25 protein-coding genes and 1 tRNA gene are annotated in these 23146 nt (G+C 65.4%); 15 read left to right on the forward strand and 11 right to left on the reverse strand.

Going from position 1 to position 23146, the window contains the following annotated elements:
• Positions 1-271 precede the first annotated feature (271 nt).
• Positions 272-1906, reverse strand: a complete 1635-nt coding sequence (locus tag C5E41_RS00530; protein ID WP_104374159.1) for a long-chain fatty acid--CoA ligase — start codon at positions 1904-1906, stop codon at positions 272-274.
• Between the two features lie 459 nt (positions 1907-2365).
• Here C5E41_RS00530 and C5E41_RS00535 point away from each other — a divergent pair, with 459 nt between their 5' ends.
• Positions 2366-3832, forward strand: a complete 1467-nt coding sequence (locus C5E41_RS00535) for a flavin-containing monooxygenase (RefSeq protein WP_104373878.1) — start codon at positions 2366-2368, stop codon at positions 3830-3832.
• Between the two features lie 16 nt (positions 3833-3848).
• Here the strand turns inward: C5E41_RS00535 and C5E41_RS00540 are convergent, their stop codons facing one another.
• Positions 3849-6086, reverse strand: coding sequence for a M20/M25/M40 family metallo-hydrolase (locus tag C5E41_RS00540; RefSeq protein WP_104373879.1), 2238 nt, complete (start codon positions 6084-6086; stop codon positions 3849-3851).
• A 140-nt stretch (positions 6087-6226) separates the two neighbouring features.
• Here C5E41_RS00540 and C5E41_RS00545 point away from each other — a divergent pair, with 140 nt between their 5' ends.
• Positions 6227-7162, forward strand: a complete 936-nt coding sequence (locus tag C5E41_RS00545) for a TIGR03564 family F420-dependent LLM class oxidoreductase (protein WP_104374160.1) — start codon at positions 6227-6229, stop codon at positions 7160-7162.
• Here C5E41_RS00545 and C5E41_RS00550 read toward each other — a convergent pair whose 3' ends face one another.
• Positions 7163-8017, reverse strand: a complete 855-nt coding sequence (locus tag C5E41_RS00550) for a universal stress protein (RefSeq protein ID WP_104373880.1) — start codon at positions 8015-8017, stop codon at positions 7163-7165.
• A gap of 136 nt (positions 8018-8153) precedes the next feature.
• Here C5E41_RS00550 and C5E41_RS00555 point away from each other — a divergent pair, with 136 nt between their 5' ends.
• The 3 genes from C5E41_RS00555 (at position 8154) to C5E41_RS00565 (ending at position 10442) form a co-directional block, all read left to right on the forward strand.
• A complete protein-coding gene (locus C5E41_RS00555) occupies positions 8154-9128 on the forward strand; it encodes an Acg family FMN-binding oxidoreductase (protein ID WP_104373881.1) in 975 nt (324 codons plus the stop codon).
• A 170-nt stretch (positions 9129-9298) separates the two neighbouring features.
• Positions 9299-9371, forward strand: a tRNA-Arg gene (locus tag C5E41_RS00560).
• 528 nt (positions 9372-9899) lie between these two features.
• A complete protein-coding gene (locus C5E41_RS00565; protein ID WP_146097426.1) occupies positions 9900-10442 on the forward strand; it encodes a hypothetical protein in 543 nt (180 codons plus the stop codon).
• Positions 10443-10562: 120 nt separating this feature from the next.
• On the opposite strand, the gene C5E41_RS00570 is transcribed toward C5E41_RS00565, so the two are convergent.
• Positions 10563-11003, reverse strand: a complete 441-nt coding sequence (locus tag C5E41_RS00570) for a hypothetical protein (RefSeq protein WP_104373883.1) — start codon at positions 11001-11003, stop codon at positions 10563-10565.
• Between the two features lie 615 nt (positions 11004-11618).
• Positions 11619-12419: an alpha/beta fold hydrolase gene (locus C5E41_RS00575; protein WP_219823068.1), complete on the reverse strand. Its 801-nt coding sequence runs from the start codon at positions 12417-12419 to the stop codon at positions 11619-11621.
• A 57-nt stretch (positions 12420-12476) separates the two neighbouring features.
• Between C5E41_RS00575 and C5E41_RS00580 the strand changes: the two genes are divergently transcribed.
• On the forward strand, positions 12477-13028 hold the full coding sequence (locus C5E41_RS00580) for a TetR/AcrR family transcriptional regulator (protein ID WP_104373885.1): 552 nt from the start codon (positions 12477-12479) through the stop codon (positions 13026-13028).
• A gap of 9 nt (positions 13029-13037) precedes the next feature.
• On the opposite strand, the gene C5E41_RS00585 is transcribed toward C5E41_RS00580, so the two are convergent.
• The gene (locus tag C5E41_RS00585) at positions 13038-13433 is read right to left on the reverse strand and encodes a DoxX family protein (RefSeq protein WP_104373886.1); all 396 of its coding nucleotides are present in this window, start codon (positions 13431-13433) and stop codon (positions 13038-13040) included.
• Positions 13434-13663: 230 nt separating this feature from the next.
• Between C5E41_RS00585 and C5E41_RS00590 the strand changes: the two genes are divergently transcribed.
• Both C5E41_RS00590 and C5E41_RS00595 read left to right on the forward strand, forming a co-directional pair.
• Positions 13664-14290: a glyoxalase gene (locus C5E41_RS00590; protein ID WP_104373887.1), complete on the forward strand. Its 627-nt coding sequence runs from the start codon at positions 13664-13666 to the stop codon at positions 14288-14290.
• Positions 14291-14304: 14 nt separating this feature from the next.
• Positions 14305-14733, forward strand: a complete 429-nt coding sequence (locus tag C5E41_RS00595) for a VOC family protein (protein WP_104373888.1) — start codon at positions 14305-14307, stop codon at positions 14731-14733.
• 114 nt (positions 14734-14847) lie between these two features.
• Here the strand turns inward: C5E41_RS00595 and C5E41_RS00600 are convergent, their stop codons facing one another.
• Positions 14848-15291: a YdeI/OmpD-associated family protein gene (locus C5E41_RS00600; RefSeq protein WP_104373889.1), complete on the reverse strand. Its 444-nt coding sequence runs from the start codon at positions 15289-15291 to the stop codon at positions 14848-14850.
• 1 nt (position 15292) lies between these two features.
• Positions 15293-16162 carry a sigma-70 family RNA polymerase sigma factor gene (locus tag C5E41_RS00605; protein WP_258080641.1) on the reverse strand — a complete coding sequence of 290 codons (870 nt, stop codon included), beginning with the start codon at positions 16160-16162 and terminating at the stop codon, positions 15293-15295.
• Positions 16163-16242: 80 nt separating this feature from the next.
• Between C5E41_RS00605 and C5E41_RS00610 the strand changes: the two genes are divergently transcribed.
• The 5 genes from C5E41_RS00610 to C5E41_RS33130 all read left to right on the forward strand — a co-directional run bounded on the left by C5E41_RS00610 (position 16243) and on the right by C5E41_RS33130 (position 19763).
• On the forward strand, positions 16243-16593 hold the full coding sequence (locus tag C5E41_RS00610; protein ID WP_181063029.1) for a VOC family protein: 351 nt from the start codon (positions 16243-16245) through the stop codon (positions 16591-16593).
• Positions 16594-16671: 78 nt separating this feature from the next.
• Positions 16672-17265 (forward strand): MspA family porin, encoded by a 594-nt coding sequence (locus C5E41_RS00615; protein WP_104373891.1) that lies wholly within the window; start codon positions 16672-16674, stop codon positions 17263-17265.
• Between the two features lie 494 nt (positions 17266-17759).
• Positions 17760-18038 carry a hypothetical protein gene (locus C5E41_RS00620; protein WP_104373892.1) on the forward strand — a complete coding sequence of 93 codons (279 nt, stop codon included), beginning with the start codon at positions 17760-17762 and terminating at the stop codon, positions 18036-18038.
• A 275-nt stretch (positions 18039-18313) separates the two neighbouring features.
• A complete protein-coding gene (locus C5E41_RS00625) occupies positions 18314-19525 on the forward strand; it encodes a class I tRNA ligase family protein (protein ID WP_219823069.1) in 1212 nt (403 codons plus the stop codon).
• Entirely contained in the window at positions 19509-19763 is a 255-nt protein-coding gene (locus tag C5E41_RS33130; protein WP_146097428.1) for a DUF5915 domain-containing protein, read from the forward strand. Before C5E41_RS00625 ends, C5E41_RS33130 begins: the two co-directional genes overlap by 17 nt.
• A gap of 419 nt (positions 19764-20182) precedes the next feature.
• On the opposite strand, the gene C5E41_RS00630 is transcribed toward C5E41_RS33130, so the two are convergent.
• From C5E41_RS00630 to C5E41_RS34700, 3 genes are read right to left on the reverse strand one after another with little or no spacing between them, the layout of a single operon-like run.
• Positions 20183-20686: a hypothetical protein gene (locus C5E41_RS00630; RefSeq protein WP_146097429.1), complete on the reverse strand. Its 504-nt coding sequence runs from the start codon at positions 20684-20686 to the stop codon at positions 20183-20185.
• Between the two features lie 58 nt (positions 20687-20744).
• Positions 20745-21047, reverse strand: a complete 303-nt coding sequence (locus C5E41_RS00635) for a hypothetical protein (protein WP_146097430.1) — start codon at positions 21045-21047, stop codon at positions 20745-20747.
• 5 nt (positions 21048-21052) lie between these two features.
• Positions 21053-21187 carry a hypothetical protein gene (locus C5E41_RS34700; protein ID WP_258080642.1) on the reverse strand — a complete coding sequence of 45 codons (135 nt, stop codon included), beginning with the start codon at positions 21185-21187 and terminating at the stop codon, positions 21053-21055.
• A gap of 281 nt (positions 21188-21468) precedes the next feature.
• On the opposite strand from C5E41_RS34700, the gene C5E41_RS33135 reads away from it, so the two are divergent.
• Positions 21469-21762 carry a hypothetical protein gene (locus C5E41_RS33135; protein WP_146097431.1) on the forward strand — a complete coding sequence of 98 codons (294 nt, stop codon included), beginning with the start codon at positions 21469-21471 and terminating at the stop codon, positions 21760-21762.
• Between the two features lie 105 nt (positions 21763-21867).
• Positions 21868-23121: an FAD-dependent monooxygenase gene (locus tag C5E41_RS00645; RefSeq protein WP_104373896.1), complete on the forward strand. Its 1254-nt coding sequence runs from the start codon at positions 21868-21870 to the stop codon at positions 23119-23121.
• Positions 23122-23146: the final 25 nt, after the last annotated feature.

Below are 23146 nucleotides of genomic sequence, written 5' to 3' on the forward strand. Positions count from 1 at the left end.
AGCGTACGACACCTTGTTGACATAGCGCCAACAGGTTCGGCGATCACTCGCCGATCGGCACGGGCGGGCACCGCGGCACCCCGCTCACACCGCAGCCGCGGCCGGATGGTCCGGTCGCGGCTGCGGGATTCGTTCACAGCGTCGGGACGCTCGTTGTCACAGCGTCGGGACGCTCGTTGTCACAGCGTCGGGACGCTCGTTGTCACAGTGTCGGGACGCTCGTCGTCACAGCGTCGGGACGCTCGTTGTCACAGCGTCGGGACGCTCGTCGTCACAGCGTCGTGACGCTCAATTCGCCGTCGGCGTAGCGGGCCCGCAGCCGCTTCTTGTCGAATTTGCCGACGCTCGTCTTGGGCACCTCATCGATGAAGGTCCAGTGCTCGGGCAGCTGCCACTTGGCGAATTTGTCCGCCAGGAAATCACGCAACTCGGCCGGTTCGGCGCTCGCGCCCTCCTTGAGGACGATGGCGACCAGCGGCCGCTCGTCCCACTTCTCGTCCGGCACTCCGATCACCGAGGCCTCGGCGACTGCCGGATGGCCCATGATGGCGTTCTCCAGATCGACCGAGGAGATCCATTCGCCGCCGGACTTGATCACATCCTTGGACCGGTCCACCAGGGTGAGATAGCCGTTGGGCGTGATCTTGCCGACGTCACCTGTGCGCAGCCAGCCGTCGTCGAACTTGTCGGGATCGACGGACGCGCCCTCCGGTGAGTAATAGGCCCCGGCGATCCACGGGCCGCGCACCTCGAGTTCGCCCACGGCCTTGCCGTCGTTGGGCAGCACCGAGCCGTCGTCGCCGACCAGGCGCGCCTGGACCAGGGCCGGGAACCGCCCCTGCGTGTAGCGGTACTCCCATTCGTCCTCGCCCGTCACCCCCTTCGGCGGGTGCGCGACGCTGCCCAGCGGCGAGGTCTCGGTCATTCCCCAGGCGTGCAGCAGTCGCACCCCGTGCTTTTCCTGGAAGGCCCGCATCATCGACGGCGGCAGCGCCGAACCGCCGACGACCACCTCGCGCAGATGCGTGATGTCCTGCGGCTTCGCCTCCAACTGCGCCAGCACGCCGCCCCAGATGGTCGGCACCGCGGCGGCGAAGGTCGGCTGCACCGCGGCCATCATCTCCAGCAGCGGCGCCGGCTGCAGGAAGCGGTCGGGCATCAGTACGCTCGCCCCCGACAACATCGCGCCATACGGCAGACCCCACGCGTTGGCGTGGAACAGCGGCACGATGGTCAGCACGGTGTCGTCGGAAGTGAATCCCATACTCGCGTTCGTCAGCACCTGCATGGCGTGCAGGACATTGGACCGGTGCGAGTACACCACGCCCTTGGGGTCGCCGGTGGTGCCGGAGGTGTAGCACATCCCGGCCGCGGAGCGTTCGTCGACGACCGGGAAATCGTAGGTATCCGGTTGTCCCGCAAGCAATTCCGCGTAGGAGTGCACCTGTACGCCCTCCGGCGCGGTCAGATCCGCGGCATTGCCGCGGGCCACGATGACGTGGCGGACGGTCTTCAGCGTCGGCAGATAGTTGGCGAACATCGGCAGCAGCGAACCGTCGACGATCACGACCTGATCCTCGGCGTGATTGGCCACGTAGGTGATCTGCTCGGGGAACAGTCGCAAGTTCAGCGCGTGCAGCACGGCGCCCATCGCGGGCACGGCGGCGTAGGCGACCATATGTTCGTTGTTGTTCCACATGAACGTGGCGACGCGGTCGCCCACGTCGATCCCCAGCCCGCGCAGCGCGTTGGCCAGCCGCGCCGATTCCGCACCCAGTTCCCGATAGGTCATGGTGCGCACCCCGTCGCCCGTCCAGGTCGACACCGTGGCATCGCCGTGGAACGTGGACGCATATCGCAGCAGGGTGGCCAGCGACAGTTGCTCGTCCTGCATCGTGCTCAACATCAGTAACCGCACTCCTTCACCGGTGAACGACGTCACACCTGCCGCGAGAATAGCCGAAACCGGACGTAGCGGTTATCGGCCCGGACCAGATGGTCCACTTTTCCCGCGACACGCCGCGCGAACAGCACAGACATAGGATGAATCGGCTGCACGTGGCGAACCCCTGAGCGCCACGTGCAGCCGCCCCTGCCGCCCGGATGCACCCGGGTACGGCAGATCAGTCCCGCATGGCCGCCGGACGCGCGACGACACCCCCTGCAGCGCCGTCGAAAACGTCAAATGCCCACCGGGACAGGCTTTTTGAAGAGGAACTGCTATAGATAGTAGGTTCGGCGGGCCGGACCTGTCCAGCGGAGTCACATGTCCGGTCCCGCGCGGCAGCCACGGTATGGCCGGAAATATTGATTCATTGACCGCTGATCTCTCGGAGCGGACCGCCCGGCGCTCTACTCTTCGACTATGACTGCCACGCCATCCATCGTGATCATCGGCGCCGGATTCGCCGGCCTCGGCATGGCGCTGGAATTACAGCGCGCCGGTATCGACAACTTCACCATCGTCGAAAAGGCCGGCGATCTGGGCGGCGTCTGGCGCGAGAACACCTATCCGGGCGCGGCCTGCGATGTGCCCTCGCCGCTGTACTCGTGGTCGTTCGAGCCCAAATCCGATTGGCCGCGCCGCTTTTCGCAGCAGCGCGACATCCACGCCTATATGCGCGCGGTCGCCGAGAAGCACGATCTGCCGCGCAAGATCCGGTTCGGCGTCGAGGTCACCGACGCGGAGTTCGATCCTGCCCGTGGCGCCTGGCAGGTGCGCACCGCGGACGGCGAGACCCTCACCGCCGACGTGCTGATCCCGGCGGTGGGCCAGCTCTCGCGGCCGGCGATGCCGAATATCCCCGGCATCGATACCTTCACCGGTCCGGCCTTCCATTCCGCCGAATGGGACCACAGCGTCGATCTCACCGGCAAGCGGGTGGCGTGCATCGGCACCGGAGCCAGTGCGATCCAGTACATTCCGGCCATTCAGCCTACGATCGGGCATCTCACCCTGTTCCAGCGCTCCGCCGCCTGGGTGCTGCCGAAATTCGATACCGAATACACCGGCCTGCATCACGCGCTGTTCAAGTACTTTCCGCCCAGCCGGTGGGCCGAACGCTTCGCCATCTGGACCTTCTTCGAGGTGATGGCGCTGGCGCTGACCGACGTGCCGTGGATCAAACATCCGGTGATCGCCATCGCCGACCGGCATCGCGCCAACGGGGTGCCCGATGAACAATTGCGCGCCAAGCTCACTCCGGATTACGCCGCCGGCTGTAAGCGCGGCCTGTTCTCCAATGAGTATTTTCCGGCACTCACCCGGCCCAATGTCAGCGTGGAGACCACCGCGATCGAGGCGGTCACGGCCGACGGAATCCGCACCGCCGACGGCGTCGAGCATCCGGTGGACGTGATCATCTACGGCACCGGATTCAAGGGCACCGAATTCCTCGCGCCGATGAACATCTACGGCCTCGGCGGTCGCAAACTGTCGGACGAATGGGCACCGGAGGGCGCGCGGGCATTCCTGGGCATGTCGGTGCCGGGCTTCCCGAATCTGTTCATGATGTACGGGCCCAACACCAATGTGGGTTCCGGCTCCATCATCTACATGCTGGAATCACAGGCCCGCTACATCCGGCAGGTGATGGAGTATCTGTCCGCCAAACCCGGACATTTCCTCGCCGCGCAGCCCGCCGCGGAACAGGCCTGGGACGACTGGTTGCGCAAACGCCTGGCCGATACGCCGTGGAACTTCTGCTCCAGCTGGTACCGCAACGCCTCGGGGCGCATCACCAACAACTGGCCCGGCGCCACGCTGCTCTTCCGATGGAAGACACGGCGTTTCGACCCGGCCGACTACGCCGAAGGCGTGGCCGGATCCTGATTCGCCGACGCGGTGTTCACAACCGGATGGTGGTGAACACCGCGACCGTGCTGTCCTGGCGGTAGTAGATGTCGGCCGGTGCGTCGGCGAGATGAGCATCGGGTAGCCAGCTGTAATCGACCGCCCGGAGAGCGAGTGGTCCGGCCGGCGCCGTGAGTTGGATATCGACCCCTTCGGCAGGCGGTGCGTAGAACCGAACTCCCTGGGCGGGCACCGGCGTGATGTCGCGTCCGGCGACCGTGAGTGCGCGCACCGGCCCGGTATACCGCAGCGCGACGGACGTGGCCCCACGGGTGGATCGCAGCCGCAGCCGCACAGTGCGCAGATCCGCCTCGGTGCGATCGGAGAGTTTTTCAGCGACAGGACCGGGGAGATCGTGCGCCGGGGCGGCGCCGGCGGCCGCCGCGTCGGTCCACAACTGCGCGAATGCCCCGGGCGGAGAACCGGATTCGACGAAGCCGCGGGTCCATCGATCCGGCGCCTCGGCGGAAATCCACTGTGCCTCGCGGCTGTTCGCATCGAGCGCATAGGACAGGTGCGCCATCAGCGGATGCCACGCGTCGAACCGGTCGACGACCGTCCCGGCCGCCGCGAGCGCCACCGTGAGGACCACCGCCGCCGCGGGAACGAGGACGCCGCGACGGCTCGGCCACGCGTGGGCCAGGGCGAGCGTGAACAAGCAGCCGAGAATCAGCACCACGGGCGCGGTGAGATACGCGGCGGCGGCGAGTCCGGTCTGCAGCGCCGCGTACGCGGTGCCACCTGCGAAGACCGCCGCCGGGACGAGGAACACGGTGAGCACCGGCAACCGCAGGCGGTCGGGCACCGCGAAGGTCAGCACGACGCCGACTACGGCGGCGAGGGCCGGAATCACCACCATCACGCCCGCTGCCGGCGCCAGAGCCGTGACCACCACACCGATCGCCGTCACCGCGCACAGCACGCCCACGGCGGTCGCGGAAGGCCCGAACAGCCACCGCGACAGCGCATACCAGGCGGCGAGGACCGCCACACACGCCATCACCACAGCCGCGCCGTAGAACTGCGGCCGGTACGGATCGACGAACAGGGCGCGATACTCCGGGCGGATCGCGGTGATCGTCTTCCACAATCCGTAGACGACGCCCATTCCGATCGGAACCGCCACCAGAGCGGTTGCCGCCGCGCCCAGAGTCCGGCCGATCGTTGCCTCACCGGTCCGGCGAATCCGCCACACCACCCAAGCCGCGAGCAGCACCGAGGCCACCGCGGCCACGACCACCACCCACAGCGGCAGCACCACCAGCTCACCGAAGGGCAGCGGAAAGTACGCGCGATTCGGCTGATCGGCCGCGGCCCGCAGATCCCGCGCCGCGAATTCGCGCGCCGCGGCGGTGGTGTTGTCGCCGAACTGCTGCACGGTGGCGAGGTCGACGTGGTCCGGGTCGTCGAACGGATTGTGGTAGTAGGCATTCCGACCGGCGAAGGCCCAGTCGAGCACCCGGAAGCCATGGGGGTCGAGCGCCGCGAAATCGGTATTGCTCCCGGTCTGATCCCCGCCCAGGGTCGTGGACAGCGAATCGGTGTTCGGATGCGGTACTCCGGTGACCACGCTGATCAGCCCCGCATCGGGATGACTGATCCGCCACAGCATCGGCGGACCACCGGCGCCACGCGCCTCGTGATTGATCACCACACCACCGCGCGGGTCCGCACCGCCGGAGGTCGCGAAGGCCTCGGCGCCGAGCAGACCCACCTCTTCGGCGTCGGTGAGCAGCACCACGAGATCGTTGCGCGGCTGCAGCCCGCTCGCCCGCAGCGCACGCACCGCTTCCACAGCGGTGGCGACACCGACCCCGTCGTCGTTCGCGCCGGGGCCGGGCGGCACCGAATCATAATGCGCGACAAGGTAAATCGTGCCCGTAGCAGCCCGGCCCGGCCAGCGGGCGACGATATTTCCGGTCTCCCCGAGCACCGCTACCGCACGATGCGGATCCACCGGATACTTGCCCACTCCGTAGCGAACATCGGTGTCCAGCCCCAGTTCTCGCAGCTTGCCCACCAGATGCTCGCGCACCCGGTCGTGTTCGGCGGTGCCGACGGGGTGCGGCCGGGAGGCGATCTCCCGAATCGTCGCCAGCGCACGCTCGGCACTGAATTCCGTGGCAGGGGCCGCGGCGTCGCGATATCCGTGCGGTTGTTGCTCCCAGGCCGTCGCGATCGCGATCAGGACCAGGACAGCAACGGCCAGCACACCCGATACTCGACGCCCCATCGTGCGATGGTAACGCGGGAAAACCGCAGAAATCGGGCAGGACGAGCGCCGGCGACGCCGCACATGGCAGCACCGCAACGGTTTCGATCCGTCCGAGCACAACGGTGGGATCGCCCGATGCGCGCACTAGCCTCGATCCGATGAGTCTTTCAGTTCCGATCGGGGTTTCGGTCTGGCCGCGGCCCGATGCGGCCAACGACGTCGACGAGGTCCTCCGGCTCGCCACGGAGGCGCAGCGCACAGGTGTGCGTTCGGTGTGGTTCGGACAGAAATTCGATCTCGATGCGCTGACCCTCGCGGCGGTGGTCGGGCTCGCTGTGCCGGAGATCGGGGTGGGCACCTCCGTGGTGCCGATCAATCCGCGCCATCCGCTGGTTGTCGCGTCGCAGGCCCAGACCGCACAGGCCGCGTCGGGTGGCCGCTTCCGCCTCGGCATCGGATTGGGCGCTCCCCCACTGGAATCGGCGGCATTCGGCATCCGCGAGGACAAGCCGGTGCGGCGGCTGCGCGAGTATCTGATCGCGCTACGCCAGGCCATCGAGGACGGCACCGTCGACGTACAGGGCGAGCGGGTGTACGCCCGCCCGCCGATACCCACGACGGTGCACGGCGGCAGCGACATCCCCCTGCTCGTGGCCGCCATGGGTCCGCAAGCGTTGCGGGCCACGGGCGAATCGGCCGACGGCGTGTTGCCGTTCCTCGCCGGACCGCGCACGCTGGAATCGCATATCGTGCCTACTTTGCAGCAGGCCCGCCCGGCGAATCCGGTGCGACCCCTCCAGGTGGTCGCCGGTGTGGTCGCGGTCGTCACCGATCGCGCCGAGCAGGTGCGCGAGAGCGCCGCGCAAGCGCTGGCGTTCTACGAACAGTTCGATTCCTACCGCGCGGTTCTCGACCGCGAGGGGGTGGCCCACGCGGTCGACGTGGCGCTGATCGGCGACGAGGACCATGTCACCCGCGGCCTGCAGGCGTATGTCGATGCCGGTGCCACTGAACTGCTGATCCACCAGACCGATCTCGCCGGCGAGGACGATCAGCGGCGCACCTGGAAGTTCCTGGCCGAACTCACCGCCTGATCATTCGGTGCGGGGCCGGGCGATGATGATCGGGCATTCGACGCTGTGCATCAGCGCCTGACTGGTGGAGCCCAGCGTCATCCCGGGAAATCCGCCCTTACCGTGACTGCCGACCACGACCAACTGTGCCGCGGCGGATTCGTCGAGGAGACGCCGCACCGGCCGATCCTCGACGACGACCCGCCGCACCGAAATCGGTTCGTCCGGATCCTCGTGCGCGGCCAGGGCGGCGTCGAGGAGCCGATTCCCCTCTTCTTCGAGGGCCGCCGGAGACGGGTAGTCGCCGAACCGCTGCCAGGCGTGCACTACCACCAGATCGGTCCGCCGCCGCCGCGCCTCGTCGACGGCGATCGCGAGAGCCTGTGCGCTGCACGGGGAATCGTCGTATCCGACGAGCACCGGCCGCTCGGACCCGAGCAGCGGATCCGCCGGCACCACGGCGACCGGGCCGCGAGCGTGCCGTACCAGCGCGGTGCTGACCGAACCGAGCAGGCTGCGCTGATAGGCCCCGAGCCCCCGCGCGCCGACCACCACCAGACGGGCCTCGTCGGCTTGGGACAGCAGCGCCGGAATGATCGGCGCATCGATCACGGCGGTGTCGATATCGATCTTCGGCGCGATATCGGCCGCCGCCCGAGCGGCCGCCGCGATCGCGCGCTGGGCCTGCTCGCGGGTGCGCTCGTGGTAGGCGCACACGCCCTCGTCGCCGGCGCGGTCCTCCGGAACCGGCGGCACCGCCGAAACGACTTCCAGCGGAACCCGGTGCAGCGCCGCATCATTGGCGGCCCAGCGCGCGGCCCGCAGCGCATCGCCGGAACTGTCGACTCCCACCACCACGGGCGCCTTCGAGGCCATGCGTCCCACCTTCCGAGCGGTTCACGAGCGTTCCAGGACGAAGACACCCCCACCCTACCGGCCGGAATGGTGACAACTACGATACTGGCAATACTCTGGCGAATGCACCCGACGAAATATCGCTCTGGGAGGCATCATGCAGCACGTTCCGGACCGCTCGACCATCGTCGCGGCCCTGCAGTTGGCCGGCCGCGCCCCGTCGGTGCACAACACCCAGCCCTGGCGCTGGGATTTCGACGGGACCCGCCTGCGCCTGTTCGGTGATTCCACCCGGCAACTGAAGGTGGCCGATCCGAGCGGGCGCCAGGAGGTGATCAGCTGCGGCGCCAACCTGCACCACGCCCGAATCGCCTTCGCCGAGCAGGGGCATCCCATCGCGGTGTCCTATCTGCCCCAGGAAGGGCTGCACGACCTGCTGGCCGTCGCCGAATTCGAGCCGCCACGCGCGCCTTCGGATCGCGAGCGCGCCCTGGCCGCCGCGATCCGCACGCGCCGCACCGACCGGCTCCCGATGTCGGCGCCCGACCGGCCGGAGCTGGTGCAGCAGCTACGTGAGGTGTCCGAGGTGGACGGTGTGCACCTGAACGCCGTCGACGATTCGGTGCGGCCCCGCCTTGCCGCCGCTTCCGAGCAGACCGCCGCCCTGCAACAGTTCGACACCCCTTACCAGAACGAATTACACTGGTGGACAGGTGATTTCGATCTGCCGGAGGGGATACCGCCCTACGCTCTGCCCACCGCGCGCGAGGCGGCACTGGTCGACGTCGGCCGCGACTTTCCCATCCCGCCCGGAGACCCGCACCGCACCGGCGAACCCGATCACGCCACCCTGCTGGTGCTCAGCACCACCGAGAACACCCCGCACGAATGGCTGGCGACCGGCGAAACCCTGTCCACCGCCCTGCTGTCGGCCACAGCGGCCGGACTGGCGACCTGTCCCCTCACTCACATCACCGAAATCCCGGCCGCCGTCCGCGCGATCCGCACTCTCCTCCCCGACTCCGATCGCATCCCCCAGGTACTCGTCCGCCTGGGCACCGCACCCCACGACACCTTCGTCCCACCCACCCCGCGCCGCCCGGTCGAGGATTTCCTGTCCTTGCCGAACTGAGGCGCCGGAGACCGGTCGTCACCATGGCGGAGTAGCCACCGGCCCGCCACACGCTAGACTGACCACGCCTGATCGTCGCCCCCGGGAGGCACAGGCATCGTGGACCACTGCGAGGCAGGTTCGAATTCCGTTGCGAAACGGGGTTTTCCACACTTTCGCGCACGGTCCGCGCCCTCGTAGCTCAGGGGATAGAGCACCGCTCTCCTAAAGCGGGTGTCGCAGGTTCGAATCCTGCCGAGGGCACTTACCTGCGACGACGTTTCCGCAGGTCACAGCGGTTGACATGCCATTTACCGAAAGCGTCTTCAGCGTTTCCCCAGGTCGCACGTCGCAGGTCAGCCGAATTGCCCGATCAAACGCAGAGCAACGCAAGTTATTCGCAAGGCACTCAGCCGCAGTGCGATGCCGCCGACATCCAGTTGCTGTCACGTACGCTGCCTCCCCACCTGATGCAGACACCTGGCGCTTTCGCCTTCGACCGGACCAGCGTAGTAGGCGTAGTCGCCGCTGTCCCGGATACCGATAGCCCCTCCTTGTGGACCGCCGCGATCTGAAAAGCCTTCGTTCTGTGCGCGCTGACGCGGACAGAAGCCATTCATTGACCGTCCGGTCGGTCATCGTGATAGGCTGTCGTCGTGCAGCGAGTCAACAAGAAATTTCGAGGAAAGGTCGAAGTATCAATCCGAGTCGAGACGGCCGCATACAAACGGGCCACTCGACCGAAGTGAGAGCTTCACGCGACCCGAAATGCGGTCCGGAGACGTTGCGCTGTTGCACAGCAAGCAATTTTTTTCTGCTCCCTTTATTCATGCGGAAGACGTAGGAGATTGTGTGAACATTCGATCTTTGGTCGGCGGATCGGTTGCTGCTGTGGCGATTTCGATCACCGGTGGGGCAGTTGCGGGTGCGGTCCCGTTCGCTGCCTCGAGCGGGACCGTGCAGAACCCCGCCGATTACCTGGTGGGCGATACCGTGTATTTCAGTGCCGGGTACGCGAATTGTTCGATGCACCCGAACGGTGACGTGGGCTGTGACATCAGCCTCGGAGTCGCCACCTTGTTCGGCGTTCCGATCGACAATGTCGCCATCGATCTACCGTTCCTCCCGGCACATCCGACGTTCGGACTGACCGGTCCGCTCGGGCGCGCGGGCAGCCGCTCCATCGACTCGGGGCCCGCATCAGACGGCTACGACTACGGCGGCGTCATAAACTACGGCGGCGCCACCTGCAGTGGCGGTGGACGCGGCGCGGTGCAGTGCAGTTCGAAGGGACACACTTTCAATTTCGGCTGGTCGGGCACCAATCTCAGCTGACGACAGCACTGACTCGACCCAAATGGGCCGCCGCAAGCCTTCCCGGGGTCGCGGCGGCCAGTTCCGGCCGCTACGCACCGGCAGCGGACGGCTGGCAATCGTTTCCTCGCCGGTCGTTCATCAAATCGGCAGCGCCCCGCGATGTCCGCCGGTTTGCCGCCCGCGCTCGGTCAGCGCGACGACAGCGCGACCCGTTACTGTGGTCTGCGGTCCCAGCGTCAGTGGCCCCACCGACGCCCGTTCTGCGATACGCGCGGCGGTCATCGCGTCCGGAATTCCGGTCCGGTGCTGGAATTGCCCCCACAGCGCATCCCACATTTCGATGCTCGGGGCAGTGAAGGCGATGTCGTTCCACGCGTCCGGGGAGAAGCCATGATCACGCAACCATTGCGACACCGGCTTCGCACGCAGCCCCTCCTCAGACGGGTGGGGGTCGCCGTACAACCACAGCTCCTCATGGACACAATCGTTGAGGTGGGCGGTGCGTATCGTGTCGCCGTTTTCAGCGATACACCAACCGCCCCATTCGTAATCATCCGGTTCGCCACGATCTCCTTCCAAATCTCGGACTCCTGCGCCGCACGGATCCGCTGGTCATCGCTCAGGTAATGAGATGCCGGGTCGCCGAATACGAGCGTCCAGCCGTTGAGGCAGGGGGTGACGTAGACACTTTCGCATTCTTCAATCGGATGCCGCCGGTTTTTCATGGCTACCGCGGTACCCATGGGAGCGGTTGCCGGAACCGGATCCGATAACCCGAATGCTTCGAGTACCGCAGCTCTATCATCGGTGGGCAGCGCCCACCACAGACAATTCGTCGCTGCCGGTATTTGCGGAGTCTCGCGCGCGAGCTTGCCCATGATCAGTCGATGTAGCAGCACAAGGTCGTCGACTTCGATTGTGTGCCAGCCGATTTCGGCGAGAGCATACAGCGCGCCACGCCGTTCGGGTAGACGCGACCGTCTGACACGTTGTAGCAGTGGAACGGTTTGCTCGCCCAACTCGCCGAACGACTTCACTGCTGTGCGGCGCACCCTCTCATCGCTGTCGCCGAGTAGCGCGGTATTCGGCGCGGCTCCTCGAATGGGTTCGAGAACGGCCGTCGTTGAAATATGCCAATATGCAACAAGTTTCGACTACTCGTGGAGAATCGAAGCAACGGTCGCGGGAAGCGGCTCATGCGCCGAGGAACGGGAGTGCGGCCGCCAGGAACCCGTCTGGATCGGAGGAGAATGCCACGTGGCCGGTGTCCAGCTCGACAATCGATCCCAGCGCTTCGGGGAGGAAATCTCGGCGAACGATCGGATCGTGCCGACCCCAGACCACCAGTGTAGGAGCGGTAATCTCGCTGCGACCGAGGTTGTAATCCGGGCTACTGAAGCCCCGCCAGATACTCGCGACCACCTGAGCACCTTCGGGCGTCTTGGCGCGAGCCACGGCACGCGATTCGATCTTCCTGTCGGACTCGGTGCGTGAACGCATGTAGGCCGGCACCATCCGCGGCATCACCAGCCGGGCGATCGCCGGCTTCCCGATGGTGCGAGAGACGGCGCGTACGAACCATGGCACCGTGACGAATCCACCAGGATTCACCAGAATCAGATGGGTGACGGCTTCCGGGCGCCGTACCGCAAGGCGCCCGGCGGCGAACGCTCCGACGGAGTTGCCGATGTAGGCGGCAGTGGACAACCCTAACGAGTCCACGACGTCTTCGAGCACATCCGCGAGCAACGTCACTGACGGCCGCGCGGGATCGGACAGGCCGTGACCAGGCCAATCGATGGCGACAACACGGAAATGCGCAGCCAATCGGTCTGTGATCGGATCGAAGTCATGGCGATCGTGCAACGTGGCGTGCAGCAGCACGACCGGAGGACCCGCGCCGCGTTCGACCACATGGACCAGGCCGGCCCGGGTGCCGATCATCGCTGACTCGCTCATGACACTCTTCCTTTCATTGACCGTCCGGTCGGTCACTGATGATAGGTTAATGTCGCACTGCACCGCAAGAACAGACTCCGAGGAGGAATTGACGTGTCGATCCGAGTGGAGGCAGCCGCTCGTACGCGTGCCGAGCTGGTCGATGCGGGGCTGAGGTTGGCGGGACGGTTCAGCCTTGCCGAACTCAGCGCCAACCGGGTCGTCGCCGAGGCCGGAGTGTCCAAAGGGACGTTCTTCCACCACTTCCCGAACAGAGTCCACTACCTCCTGGCCCTGCACGAAAGCTTCCACGACCGCATCGATACCGAAATTGCCACTGCGATCGCAGATCTGCCCCCAGGGCGGGAACGTCTACGCGCGGCGCAGCGGGCCTACCTGGACAGCTGCCTGCGCAATCGAGGGGTGCGCGCGCTGCTGCTCGAGGCCCGCGCCGAGCGGGCGATCACCGATCAGATCCGTGCCCGCAACGAAAGGCTCGCACGCGTCGCGGCGGAGGACTTTCGCGCCATGGGCTGGTCGCACCCGTTCGAGTCGGCGCTGTTGTGGATCGGCCTGGTCGTCGAAGCCGCCTTGCTCGAACTCGAGGAAACAGCCGCACATCCCGCGATCCGCGCAGCGCTGGAGCAGTACTTGACCGTGAAGTGAACCGCCGGATCATCCCGCAAGAGAAGCCGCCGCACCCCAGAGCTTGCGACTGCCTGGCCGCAATGCCCACGACGCCACCGCGCACACCGTGAAGAATCCGGTGTAGAACAGATGAATCACCGTCGAGCCGTGCGCGACGTGCGAAGCGAAAGCACCAGTGAGATCGAAAAACGTACCCGCGTAGGCCCATTCCTTGACCAAGGGAAACCGCGGAACCAGGATCGCCATAGCGCCGAGCACCTTCCAGAATCCGAGGATGGTCATAACGTAGGCGGGATATCCCAACTCGGCCATGCCCGCCGCAGTGTCACCGACGTGCAGTAGGTCGGCAACACCACCTGAAGCCAGGACGAAGACCGTAACCACGGTGGTAGCCCAGTATCCGATTGATCGTGCATTGCGCATGGTGACTCTTCCCGATTCGTAATCTCGACGCGATTGCGTTGCGCGCCATCACATCTCTGACGCACGAGCCGAGCCGGACGTGACCGCGCACCCGCGGACACATCCGCGCCGGAACGGAAACGACCACCTGAGTTGCGGCCGGTCGCGCGGCGCGCGTGCGGCGCTCGGTCACAACACCGCCGTGGTGTGCGTCAACAACACGACGTACCACATTCACCAAAGGATCAGATATGGCCTCGATCAGTCACCTGCGTCTCGGAACGACCTCCCCGTCGGCCGCCGTGACCTTCTATTCGACCGCGTTCGGTATTGATACGCCGATCCACACCGAAAGCTCGGCGCAAGCATCCAACGGTTTCCGCGGATTCACCTTGGGGGTGGATGTCGCCGGACCGGCGAGCGTCGACAAACTCTTCGCCCACGCTGTGGGACTGGGAGCCACGGAGGTGAAACGTCCGAAGCGGCAGCTCTGGGGCGGCTATTCCGGCGTGTTGAGCACTCCGGACGGCACCGTCTTGAAGATCGCGACGACAGCCAAGAAGGACGACATCCCGCTGGAGCTGAATCCCGAGCGCGTGGTGCTGCTGCTCGGTGTTTCCGACGTCAAAGCCAGCCAACAGCTTTACAGCGCCCGAGGGCTGGCCGTGGCGAAGAGCTACGGCAGCAAGTATGTCGAATTCGAGCAGCAGGGCGGTGCGATCACACTCGGTCTGTACAAGCGCGCAGGTTTGGCGAAAGAGTTCGGTGTCTCAGCGGAAGGCAGTGGCTCACACCGGCTCACGATCGTGTGGAGCGGCGAGCCCTTCACCGACCCCGACGGGTTCGTCTGGGAATCGGTCGATGCGATCCACGATTGATACGGACCCGAAGTATGAGCCCTGTGGAATTCCGCATCAGTCGAATCGTTGTTCCCGCTCTCGATGTAGAAGCTTCGCTGGCCTTCTACCGTGATGTCCTCGGCTTCGAGGTTCGTGGCACCGAAGGTGAAGGGGCCACGCGTCGGCTCACGGTCGGACCCGTCGGCCAGCCCGAGCTGTCGGTGGTGCTTTCGCCACTCACCGCGGCCGGCAGGCCGTGCTGTTCCGAGCAGATCGATGACGGCGCATTTCCCAGTATCTGCCTTTCGACCCCGAATCTTCTCGATACCTTCGCGCACCTCGAGGCGGGCACGGCCATCGTGGAGGTGATTCAGGAGCCGATTCGGCACGAGTCCGGGGAATACGATTGCGCCTTCTTCGACCCGGCAGGCAACGTAGTGCGTCTCGTGGAGGACCATGGGAAAAGGCCTGATACCGCCTGAAATAGGCAGCCTCGGGAACATCCGGCCGCAGCTCGCACCGGATGTTCCCGACGTAGGCCATGTGCTCGACCGCGACTCACCCAACAAAACGGCACGCACCGCAGGTGCGGTATGTCATCGACTCCGCTCGCGCAACCGGTCGATCGACTGTCCGATGCGGCGCAACCGCGTCTCGGGTCTTTTGGCGTTCTCGATCAAGCGGATCTGTTGACGCTTCTGGCTGACGGTCAGTCGTTCATAGGCGGCACGGGCATCCGGATCCGCGGCCAGCGCCGCAGCGAAATCAGCTGGCTCGGCGACCGTCACAGGTTCGTTGTTCAGTTCGACTCCCACCTCGACCATTTCGCCGATCGCGACTCCGGCCGCGGCCCTGTTGGCGTTGCTGAGTCCGATCAGGTGACGGCCGCGCATGATCGCGATCCGCGTATCCCAGGTGTGCCCGCTGATCGTGACGTGCACTCGCGGTCGCGCGCCCCCGGCCAGTGAGTCGACGACCGCCGCGGGCACCTCCAGACCACGCATCGGTTCAGGGGGCTCAACCTCGGCGCGAAACCGCATCTCAAGAATCCGTTCGCTCGTGGGTGAGATCCAGGGTGGCCAGGATCTCGGGATCGGCGATCAATTCGATCTCGCGCACCAGACCGTCGTCGATCCAGAAGGTGAATGCGACCTTCGCCCGCCCGCCGACAATCCATGCGAGGCCGGGCTCGCCATCGATCGTGGCCGGTCGCGCTCCCCGGGCGCCGCCATGGAAGCGGGCGGCGACAGCGGCAGCGCCGTCGTAGGTCTGCTGGGTGCCCATTCGTTCGCCGACAGCATCGGCGCGCATGACCGCGTCCGGCGCCAGCAGGTTCAGCAGATCGGACAGTTCGCCACCGCGGGCGGCCGAGAGAAACGCGTCGACCACCTCACGACTTTCCGCGCGCGCCTGCTGCTCCTCCACCGGCTCGGGCGCCCCCCGCACTTTGCGCCGTGCGCGGCTGGCCAGCTTGCGCACCGCCGTGTCCGAGCGGCCGAGCGCGACGCTGATCTGCTCGAACGGGTATCCGAACACATCATGCAAGACAAATGCCACGCGCTCGGCCGGTGCGAGCGTGCCCAGGACGACCTGCATCGCGTCACCGACCTGCTCGGCTAATAGCACATCGGCCTCGGGATCCACGCGTGCAGTATCGGCGGGTGCATCGGTTCGAGCCGCCGACTCGGCTGCTGATCTGGTCTGGCGTCGGCGCAATTGATCGAGACACAGGCGCGTCACCACGGTAGTCAGCAACGCCGGCGGATCCTCAACCGTCTCGATACTCGACAGCCGCAGCCACGCTTCCTGGATCACATCGTCGGCTTCGGCATCGGTCCCGAGAACTCGGGCCGCGATCGCGGTTAGCCGCGGACGCTCGGCCTCGAGTTCGGCTACATCCATACTTGTCATGCTCTTATGACGAGCGCCGCAGCGGCAATGTGACACACCTACCGCTGTCACGATTGTTGCCCGGTCCGCGTCAGTAGAGCATGAACACTGTCGAAAACATCGTGTACACCGTCGCAGACCTGGATGCGGCGAAGGCCATCCAGATCGCGCTGCTCGGAACCGAGCCGCACACCGACAACGCCCATTACGTGGGCTTCACGGTGGATGGAATCGAAATCGGCCTGACCCCTGCCCGACCCGATGCTCCCGCCACCGCTGTCGCACATATCCGGGTCGCCGATCTCGATACCGCACTGAAACGCGCGCGCGATGCCGGCGCAACCGTCGTGAGCGAACCCCGTCAGGTCAGCGCCGACACTCGCGTCGCAGCAGTTCAAGGCCCCGGCGGTCCCACATACGGGCTGATCGAGCACACCGAGAGCGCTACCTAGCCCGACGCGGTAAAAGACCGTTTTCAGTGAAAGTGAGATTTTCGAATGAGACGCTCCACCGTTGCCTTGGTATGCCTGATGGCCACGACCATCAGCCTCGGCACCTCCGCGATCGCGGTCGCCGATCCGGTAGCAGACACCTCGCGCGACGCCATCACAGACGATGGTTGGCAGATACGAATCAGCAAGCTGGAAGAGAACGTGGATCGGGTTACCAACCTGGCCGAGTCGCCGTTCACCCGGGAGGGATTCGTCAAGCTCAAAGCGGTCGCCGACATCACTGGGAACGGCCGAGTACCAGTTGACGCGGGGAACCTGACGCTGGGGTATCAAATCGGCTGCCAAGTCGATGTCTCCAACGGCATGACCGTCGGATTGTCCGCGGCGGTAGGGCCGAACATCAGCGTTTCCGTGGGCGGAATGAGCGCGGGCATGAGTGCATTGGCGATTCCGAGTCTGTCCTTCGCCCCCAAACCGGGCACGATCACCACCGTGCCGTTGGCAACGAAGCAGCTCGCTGGCGCGCATGCCTCGGCCACGGTTGATCAGGTGCAGGTCAAGGTCGATTCATGCCTGGGGCCGGTGAGTCTGCGCTCCTACGCAATAGTGTCGACCTCGACTGCCGACGCCGACAACTCCGTAGCCGTCTACGGCGATCCCGTCTGGTTGTGACAGATGCGGACCACGTTGTGCCCGATTGCGCTTGCGGCGGCGATCTCCGCGGCGGCGTTCTCGCTGCCGAGCGCCCAAGCCGATCCGGCGTCGCCCACCAGCACGTGCACCGGCGCCCAACCACCCGGCTCATCACATTGTCCGCCCCCGGCGACCGCAGGTGACACTCGCTCGTCACCCCTTCCATTGCCGATGCTCGTCCAAGCACCCCGCAAACCCAACAATGCCGGCCCTCAAGACAAGGCCGGCGCATTGGTCCCGCCACCACCGGCGGTGAATCACGATCGAAACCATCCGCCGATCGTGTCGTAGCGGGTCGACACCGACCCCCGCAACGAACCGGTCCCATACCGAACGCCGACCGTTGGTAGCCGAGAATGAAATCAACGGCCGGCGTTCGGTAATGCGGCACGAGTTCATCGGCGCCGATCCGACCTACTCATTCCATACGGTATCTGCTGCGGCTCACCGCTGCTCCTGCCCAGCTGCTCCGAATGGCTGAAAGGCCGGCCGCTAATCCGGAGACCGCCTTCGCCAGTACGACGACCGGCACCTGCAACATGCTCGCCGTCCTGTTCTGCCGCGACACGGCCGCCCTGCTGACCTACCTCACTCACCGACCGGGCGCACTCAGCGGCATCGAACCGGCCCCGATCACCGCCCACGCCAACACGTTTCGCGCTGATCCGGATAGCCCCCACCGCAGCAGCAGTGCGCGGTCAGTTCTCGCGATCCACGCTGGCATCGCTGTTCTTGCTTGCGCCAGAAAATGATTCGGTTAAGTAGCCCATGCCTGCTGTTCTCGCCGCAACGGCGCCGATCCGGCCATCACCGGGGAGCCTCCGAAAGAGCGCACCCCTATTCGGGACACTGCCAGTAGAACCGGACGTATGTCGTACGTCATAGCGACGAACTGAGCGGCACACGAGCAGTTCGTGCGCAAGCGGGGTGGTACCGCGGGCTCGCAGGCCGAAGTGCCTGGGAGCGACGTCCCTGCATAGGTCAGATAACTACCTGTGCGAGAACGGAACCGAGGGAGTACCCACGCATGGTCCACGACCGGACTGCTACCCCTTTCCGCGTCCTTCCGACGCGCATCGACCTGCCCGCCGCCGAGATGAGAATCATCGACTGGTGGCGTGAGCGGGACATCTTCGCTCGTAGCCTGAACCGCACTGCGAACGGCCCACGATGGGGCTTCTACGAAGGTCCGCCCACCGCAAACGGATCACCGGGTGTTCATCACGTCGAGGCACGGGTGTTCAAGGACGTGTTCCCGCGTTTCAAGACCATGAAGGGCTACTCGGTGTCCCGCCAGGCCGGCTGGGACTGCCACGGCCTGCCCGTGGAACTCGCCGTCGAGAAAGAGCTCGGACTCAACGGCAAGCCTCAGATCGAGACCTTCGGCATCGCGGCATTCAACGCTCGCTGTCGCGAGTCGGTGATGCGCCACGTGAGCGAGTTCGAACAGCTCACCCAGCGGATGGGCTACTGGATCGACCTCGAGCATCCCTACACCACCATGTCACCGGAATACATCGACAGCGTGTGGTGGTCGCTCCAGCAGATATTCGATCGCGGGCTGCTGACCGAAGACTTTCGAGTGGCGCCGTATTGCCCGCGTTGCGGTACAACATTGTCCGATCACGAACTCGCCCAGGGCTACGAGACGGTCACCGATCCCTCGGTCTACGTGCGGATGCCGTTGCTCGACTCCATCGCCGACATCGACGATGCCGAACTGCTGATCTGGACCACCACGCCGTGGACACTTCCGGCGAACACCGCGGTAGCGGTGAACTCCTCGACCGTATACGTCATCGCGCGCACCGAATCGGGGACGTTCATCGTGGCCGAACCACTCGCTGGCGCAGTGCTCGGCGAGGACGCCGAGACAGTGGCGGCAATCAGCGGCACGGAGCTGGCCGGCCTGCGTTATCTCCCGCCTTTCGACCTGGTCGAGATCCCGCACGCGCACCGCATCATTGAAGCCGGCTACGTCACCGCCGATGAGGGCACCGGTCTGGTGCACCAAGCTCCGGCCTTCGGCGCCGACGACCTTGCCGTCTGTCAGGCGAACGGGTTGCCGTTGATCAATCCGCTCCAATCGGACGGGCGATTCTCCGCTCACCTCGATTTGATCGGCGATGTGTTCTTCAAACACGCCGACCCCAGGACCTGCACGACCGCGGACTGCTGTTCGCACAAACCGATTTCGAGCACAGTCACCCACATTGCTGGCGATGCCACACCCCTTTGATGTCGTAAGAGTTGTCCAAAACGCACGTCGCGAGGCAGGCCTGGATGTATCGGACCGGATCGCACTGACGATCGCCGTTCCAGAAGGCATCTCAGCCACGATCGAAACGCACAATGCATACATCGCCCACGAAACACTGGCGAAGTCCATCGCTGTGAAGGACTCCCTCGGTGATGGCTACACAGGCACCGTCGGCGACGGTCATGAAATCCGGGTCAGCGTAACCAAGGTCGATTAGCAGACCGTGTTACGGGCCTGCGACGACGTTTCCGCAGGTCACAGCGGTTGACGTGTCCTTTTTCAAAGAGAGCTTCGGCATTTCCGCAGTCGCACGTGGCAGGTTCGAGCCCTTCCCTAAAAGGGCACGAACCTGCGACACAGATCTGCGGGCCAGCCGGATTGCCGAGTCTCGAGTGGAAAACAACCTTCCCACCGCATCTCAGCTCATGCCACGCCGATTCGTATTCTCCCGGCCGACCGTACGCCCGCTCCTCGGTGGCCTTGCACATTTGCCACCTACGGTACGAAGGAAACCACCGCATTTCACCCGCTCATCGAGGGCCCCGGGCATCCAGTGGCAGCTAGGAGCAGGCCGTTGCCCGGCGTGGCCGGACCCGCTTGCCCTGTCGGGCTCGGGACTCGTCTCCTGCGCCGGGGTCAGGTCCGGCTCTTCGAGACGTGGCCTTCTGCTTCGACTTTCGCTTGCGTGTGTGTCCGACGGGTGCGGCGCCCAGCTCTTCCCAGACATTCTGTCGTAGGCGGTCGAGGCGCCCCTCGACAGCGCGCGTACCGATGCCGAACTCCTGGCCGCACGGTCACGCCGAACGCCACCCACCGGTCGTCGTCATCGGTGATCACATACTCTTCGGCGCCCCCGAGAACGATCGCCTCGACCGCCGCGGCCGCCTGGGACGGCTCGTCCTCGAACTGGATTTCGTAGTCGGCGATGGCGCGGACGCACCAGCCCGTTTCGATGCGCACCGCGGCGTCACCGATATCCACCAGTTTGATGTGTGGATTGGCCCCGCGCACTTCGGCTTCCGAGGACGACGATCCGCTGGAGAGCACCAGGGTGCCGGGATTCGAAAACGTCTGGATGGCGTAACGCTCGGCGATAGCAAACACCTCCGAGCAGAACATCTCCCATTCCGTCCCACTCACCCCGGCCTCCAAGCCACTCGCAATCTCGCCCCGCCTCAGCACTACTTACCGCACGGATTCACCACCGTGTCCGAGTACTTCCACACCGAGGATGCGAGGGTACTCCCCCGTACACGCCGCCCCCGCGAGCAGCCGTCCGGTACTCCCCGTCCCCGCAGGTGGTAGCGCCCTGGGCAACGAGTTTGGTGCCCGCGGCGGGCTTGGTGACCTCGTTGTGGCCGCCGCCGACCCGCGTCCAGCTCCCGCCCTCCTTGCGCTGGAGTTCGACATCGATGTACAGCGAGTCGATGTCCGCCGTGCAGCTGATGCTGCCCTTCCCGACGATGTCGGTCGGCGTGCCCTTGGAATTGTGCGGATTCATGGCCTTCACGGCGTCCACGTGGCAGTACGCATCGCCCGGCCGGGCGCCGCGTCGGCGGCGGGCAATGCCACACACGTGGTCATCAAGACCGCGAGCACGCCACCCGCGACCACCCCGATGTTCCTCGCGTACTTCGTCATTCGCTTACCCCCCAGTTGATGAAATCTTCGGTTCTTCATCTGCCTGGACGTCGAAGCACCCCGATCGGTTCCATTTTTCAGCCAATGTTTTTCATCCCCCTCCGCCATCGCCCGAACCCGCCGCAACTGCGCACCCCCGTTGAGATCAATTGCCGTTGTGAACAGGTTGATTCGGCAACTTCTGGCGCACGCCGAAAACGCGTAGAATTTCACCAGGTCGGGACACCTATCTGGAGCCCATTATGATCAAGAAAAGGAATTCACACTCGAAATTCGCCCGGTTGGCAGCAGCAGCCGGAATAGCCGCAGTCGCTGCGGTTCCGGTCGTCGCGGCCGCGACACAAGCATCCGCCACAACGACGCCGACATCCGCGACCCAATCCGTCGACAACCCTGGCTGGGGCCACGGCAACGGCTGGGGCCACGGCGACGGCTGGGGCAACGGCAACGGCTGGGGCCACGGCAACGGCTGGGGTTGGGGCAACGGCGGCTGGGGCAACGGCGGCTGGGGCAACGGCGGCTGGGGCAACGGCGGCTGGTGGAACCCCTTCGGCGGCGGCTGGGGAAGCTTCTAGTGCCGATGACCGAGCCCGGACACGCACAGCGTGCCGGGCTCGGCCGCATCCGATACCGATCATGTGACGCCGGGATAGACCAACCGGACCGGAACTGGTGACCGAATGAAAATCGTATGTGTCGGTGGCGGGCCGGCCGGACTGTACTTCGCCATTTCGATGAAGCGGCGCGACCCGGGCCATGCCGTCACGGTGATCGACCGGAATCCTCCCGGGTCCACCTACGGCTGGGGCGTCGTGTACTGGGACGACCTGCTCGACATCCTGTATCGGAACGACCCCGACAGCGCACAGACGGTACGGGCCGGATCGGTGCTCTGGCGTGAACAGGCGATCCACGTGGGCGACGACCGGACCGCGTACTTCCCGGGCTACGGATTCAGTATGGGGCGAGCGGCATTGCTCGATGTGCTGTCCCGGCGGGCGACCGACCTCGGCGTCGATGTCCAGCACGACCGGGAAATCCACGATCTGTCCGGCTTGGACGACGCCGATCTCGTCATCGCTTCCGACGGCGCGAACAGCCGGGTGCGGCAGCTGGACGATCATCGCTTCGGAACGTCGGTGCGGCTCGGCGAGAATCGATATATCTGGCTCGGCACCGACAAGGTCTTCGACCGATTCACCTTCGCCTTCGAACACACCCCGGCCGGTTGGATATGGTTCCATGCCTACCCGTCGATCGCCGGAAAGATCAGCACCTGCATCGTCGAGTGCCAACCGCAGACGTGGCACGAATCAGGATTCGATTCCCTGGACAGCACCGAAAATGTGCGTCTTCTGGAAAGGATATTCGCGCGCGTTCTCGAAGGTCACTCTTTGATCAGCAAGACGCGAGGCGAATTCGCAAGGTGGAGTTGCTTTCCCGAGGTGACCAACAAATCCTGGTATCACGACAATGTGGTGCTGCTCGGCGATGCGGCGCACACGACGCATTTCACCATCGGTTCGGGCACCCGGCTGGCGATCATCGACGCCATCGTGCTCGCCCAGAGCCTGTACGAAAACGGCGAGATCGCCGATGCGCTGGAGAATTACGACGCGCAGCGGCGCGCGGCGATGCGCCCGATACAGGCGGCCGCCCGTGCCAGCATGACCTGGTTCGAACACGCCGACCGGTATCTCGACCGCAACGCCGTGCAGTTCGCCTATGCGATGGCGGTTCGACACGGGCTGCAAATGCCGTGGCGATACCAGATGCACCTGCTCTCCCAGGTTCCCCCTGTGCGCAAGATCCGGAACGTCGCCGACTCCGGACAGCGCTGGTGGCGAGCGGCCCGACGGGGCGAAGTCGCGATGACACTGCCCTCGCCACGACGCCCACGCGAATCCGGCGCGGCGGATCGGTCCGAGTTGTGATCACCGCTTCCGGAACCGGCAGGTG

This window comes from Nocardia nova (assembly GCF_002933465.1).
GTDB lineage: Bacteria > Actinomycetota > Actinomycetes > Mycobacteriales > Mycobacteriaceae > Nocardia > Nocardia nova_B.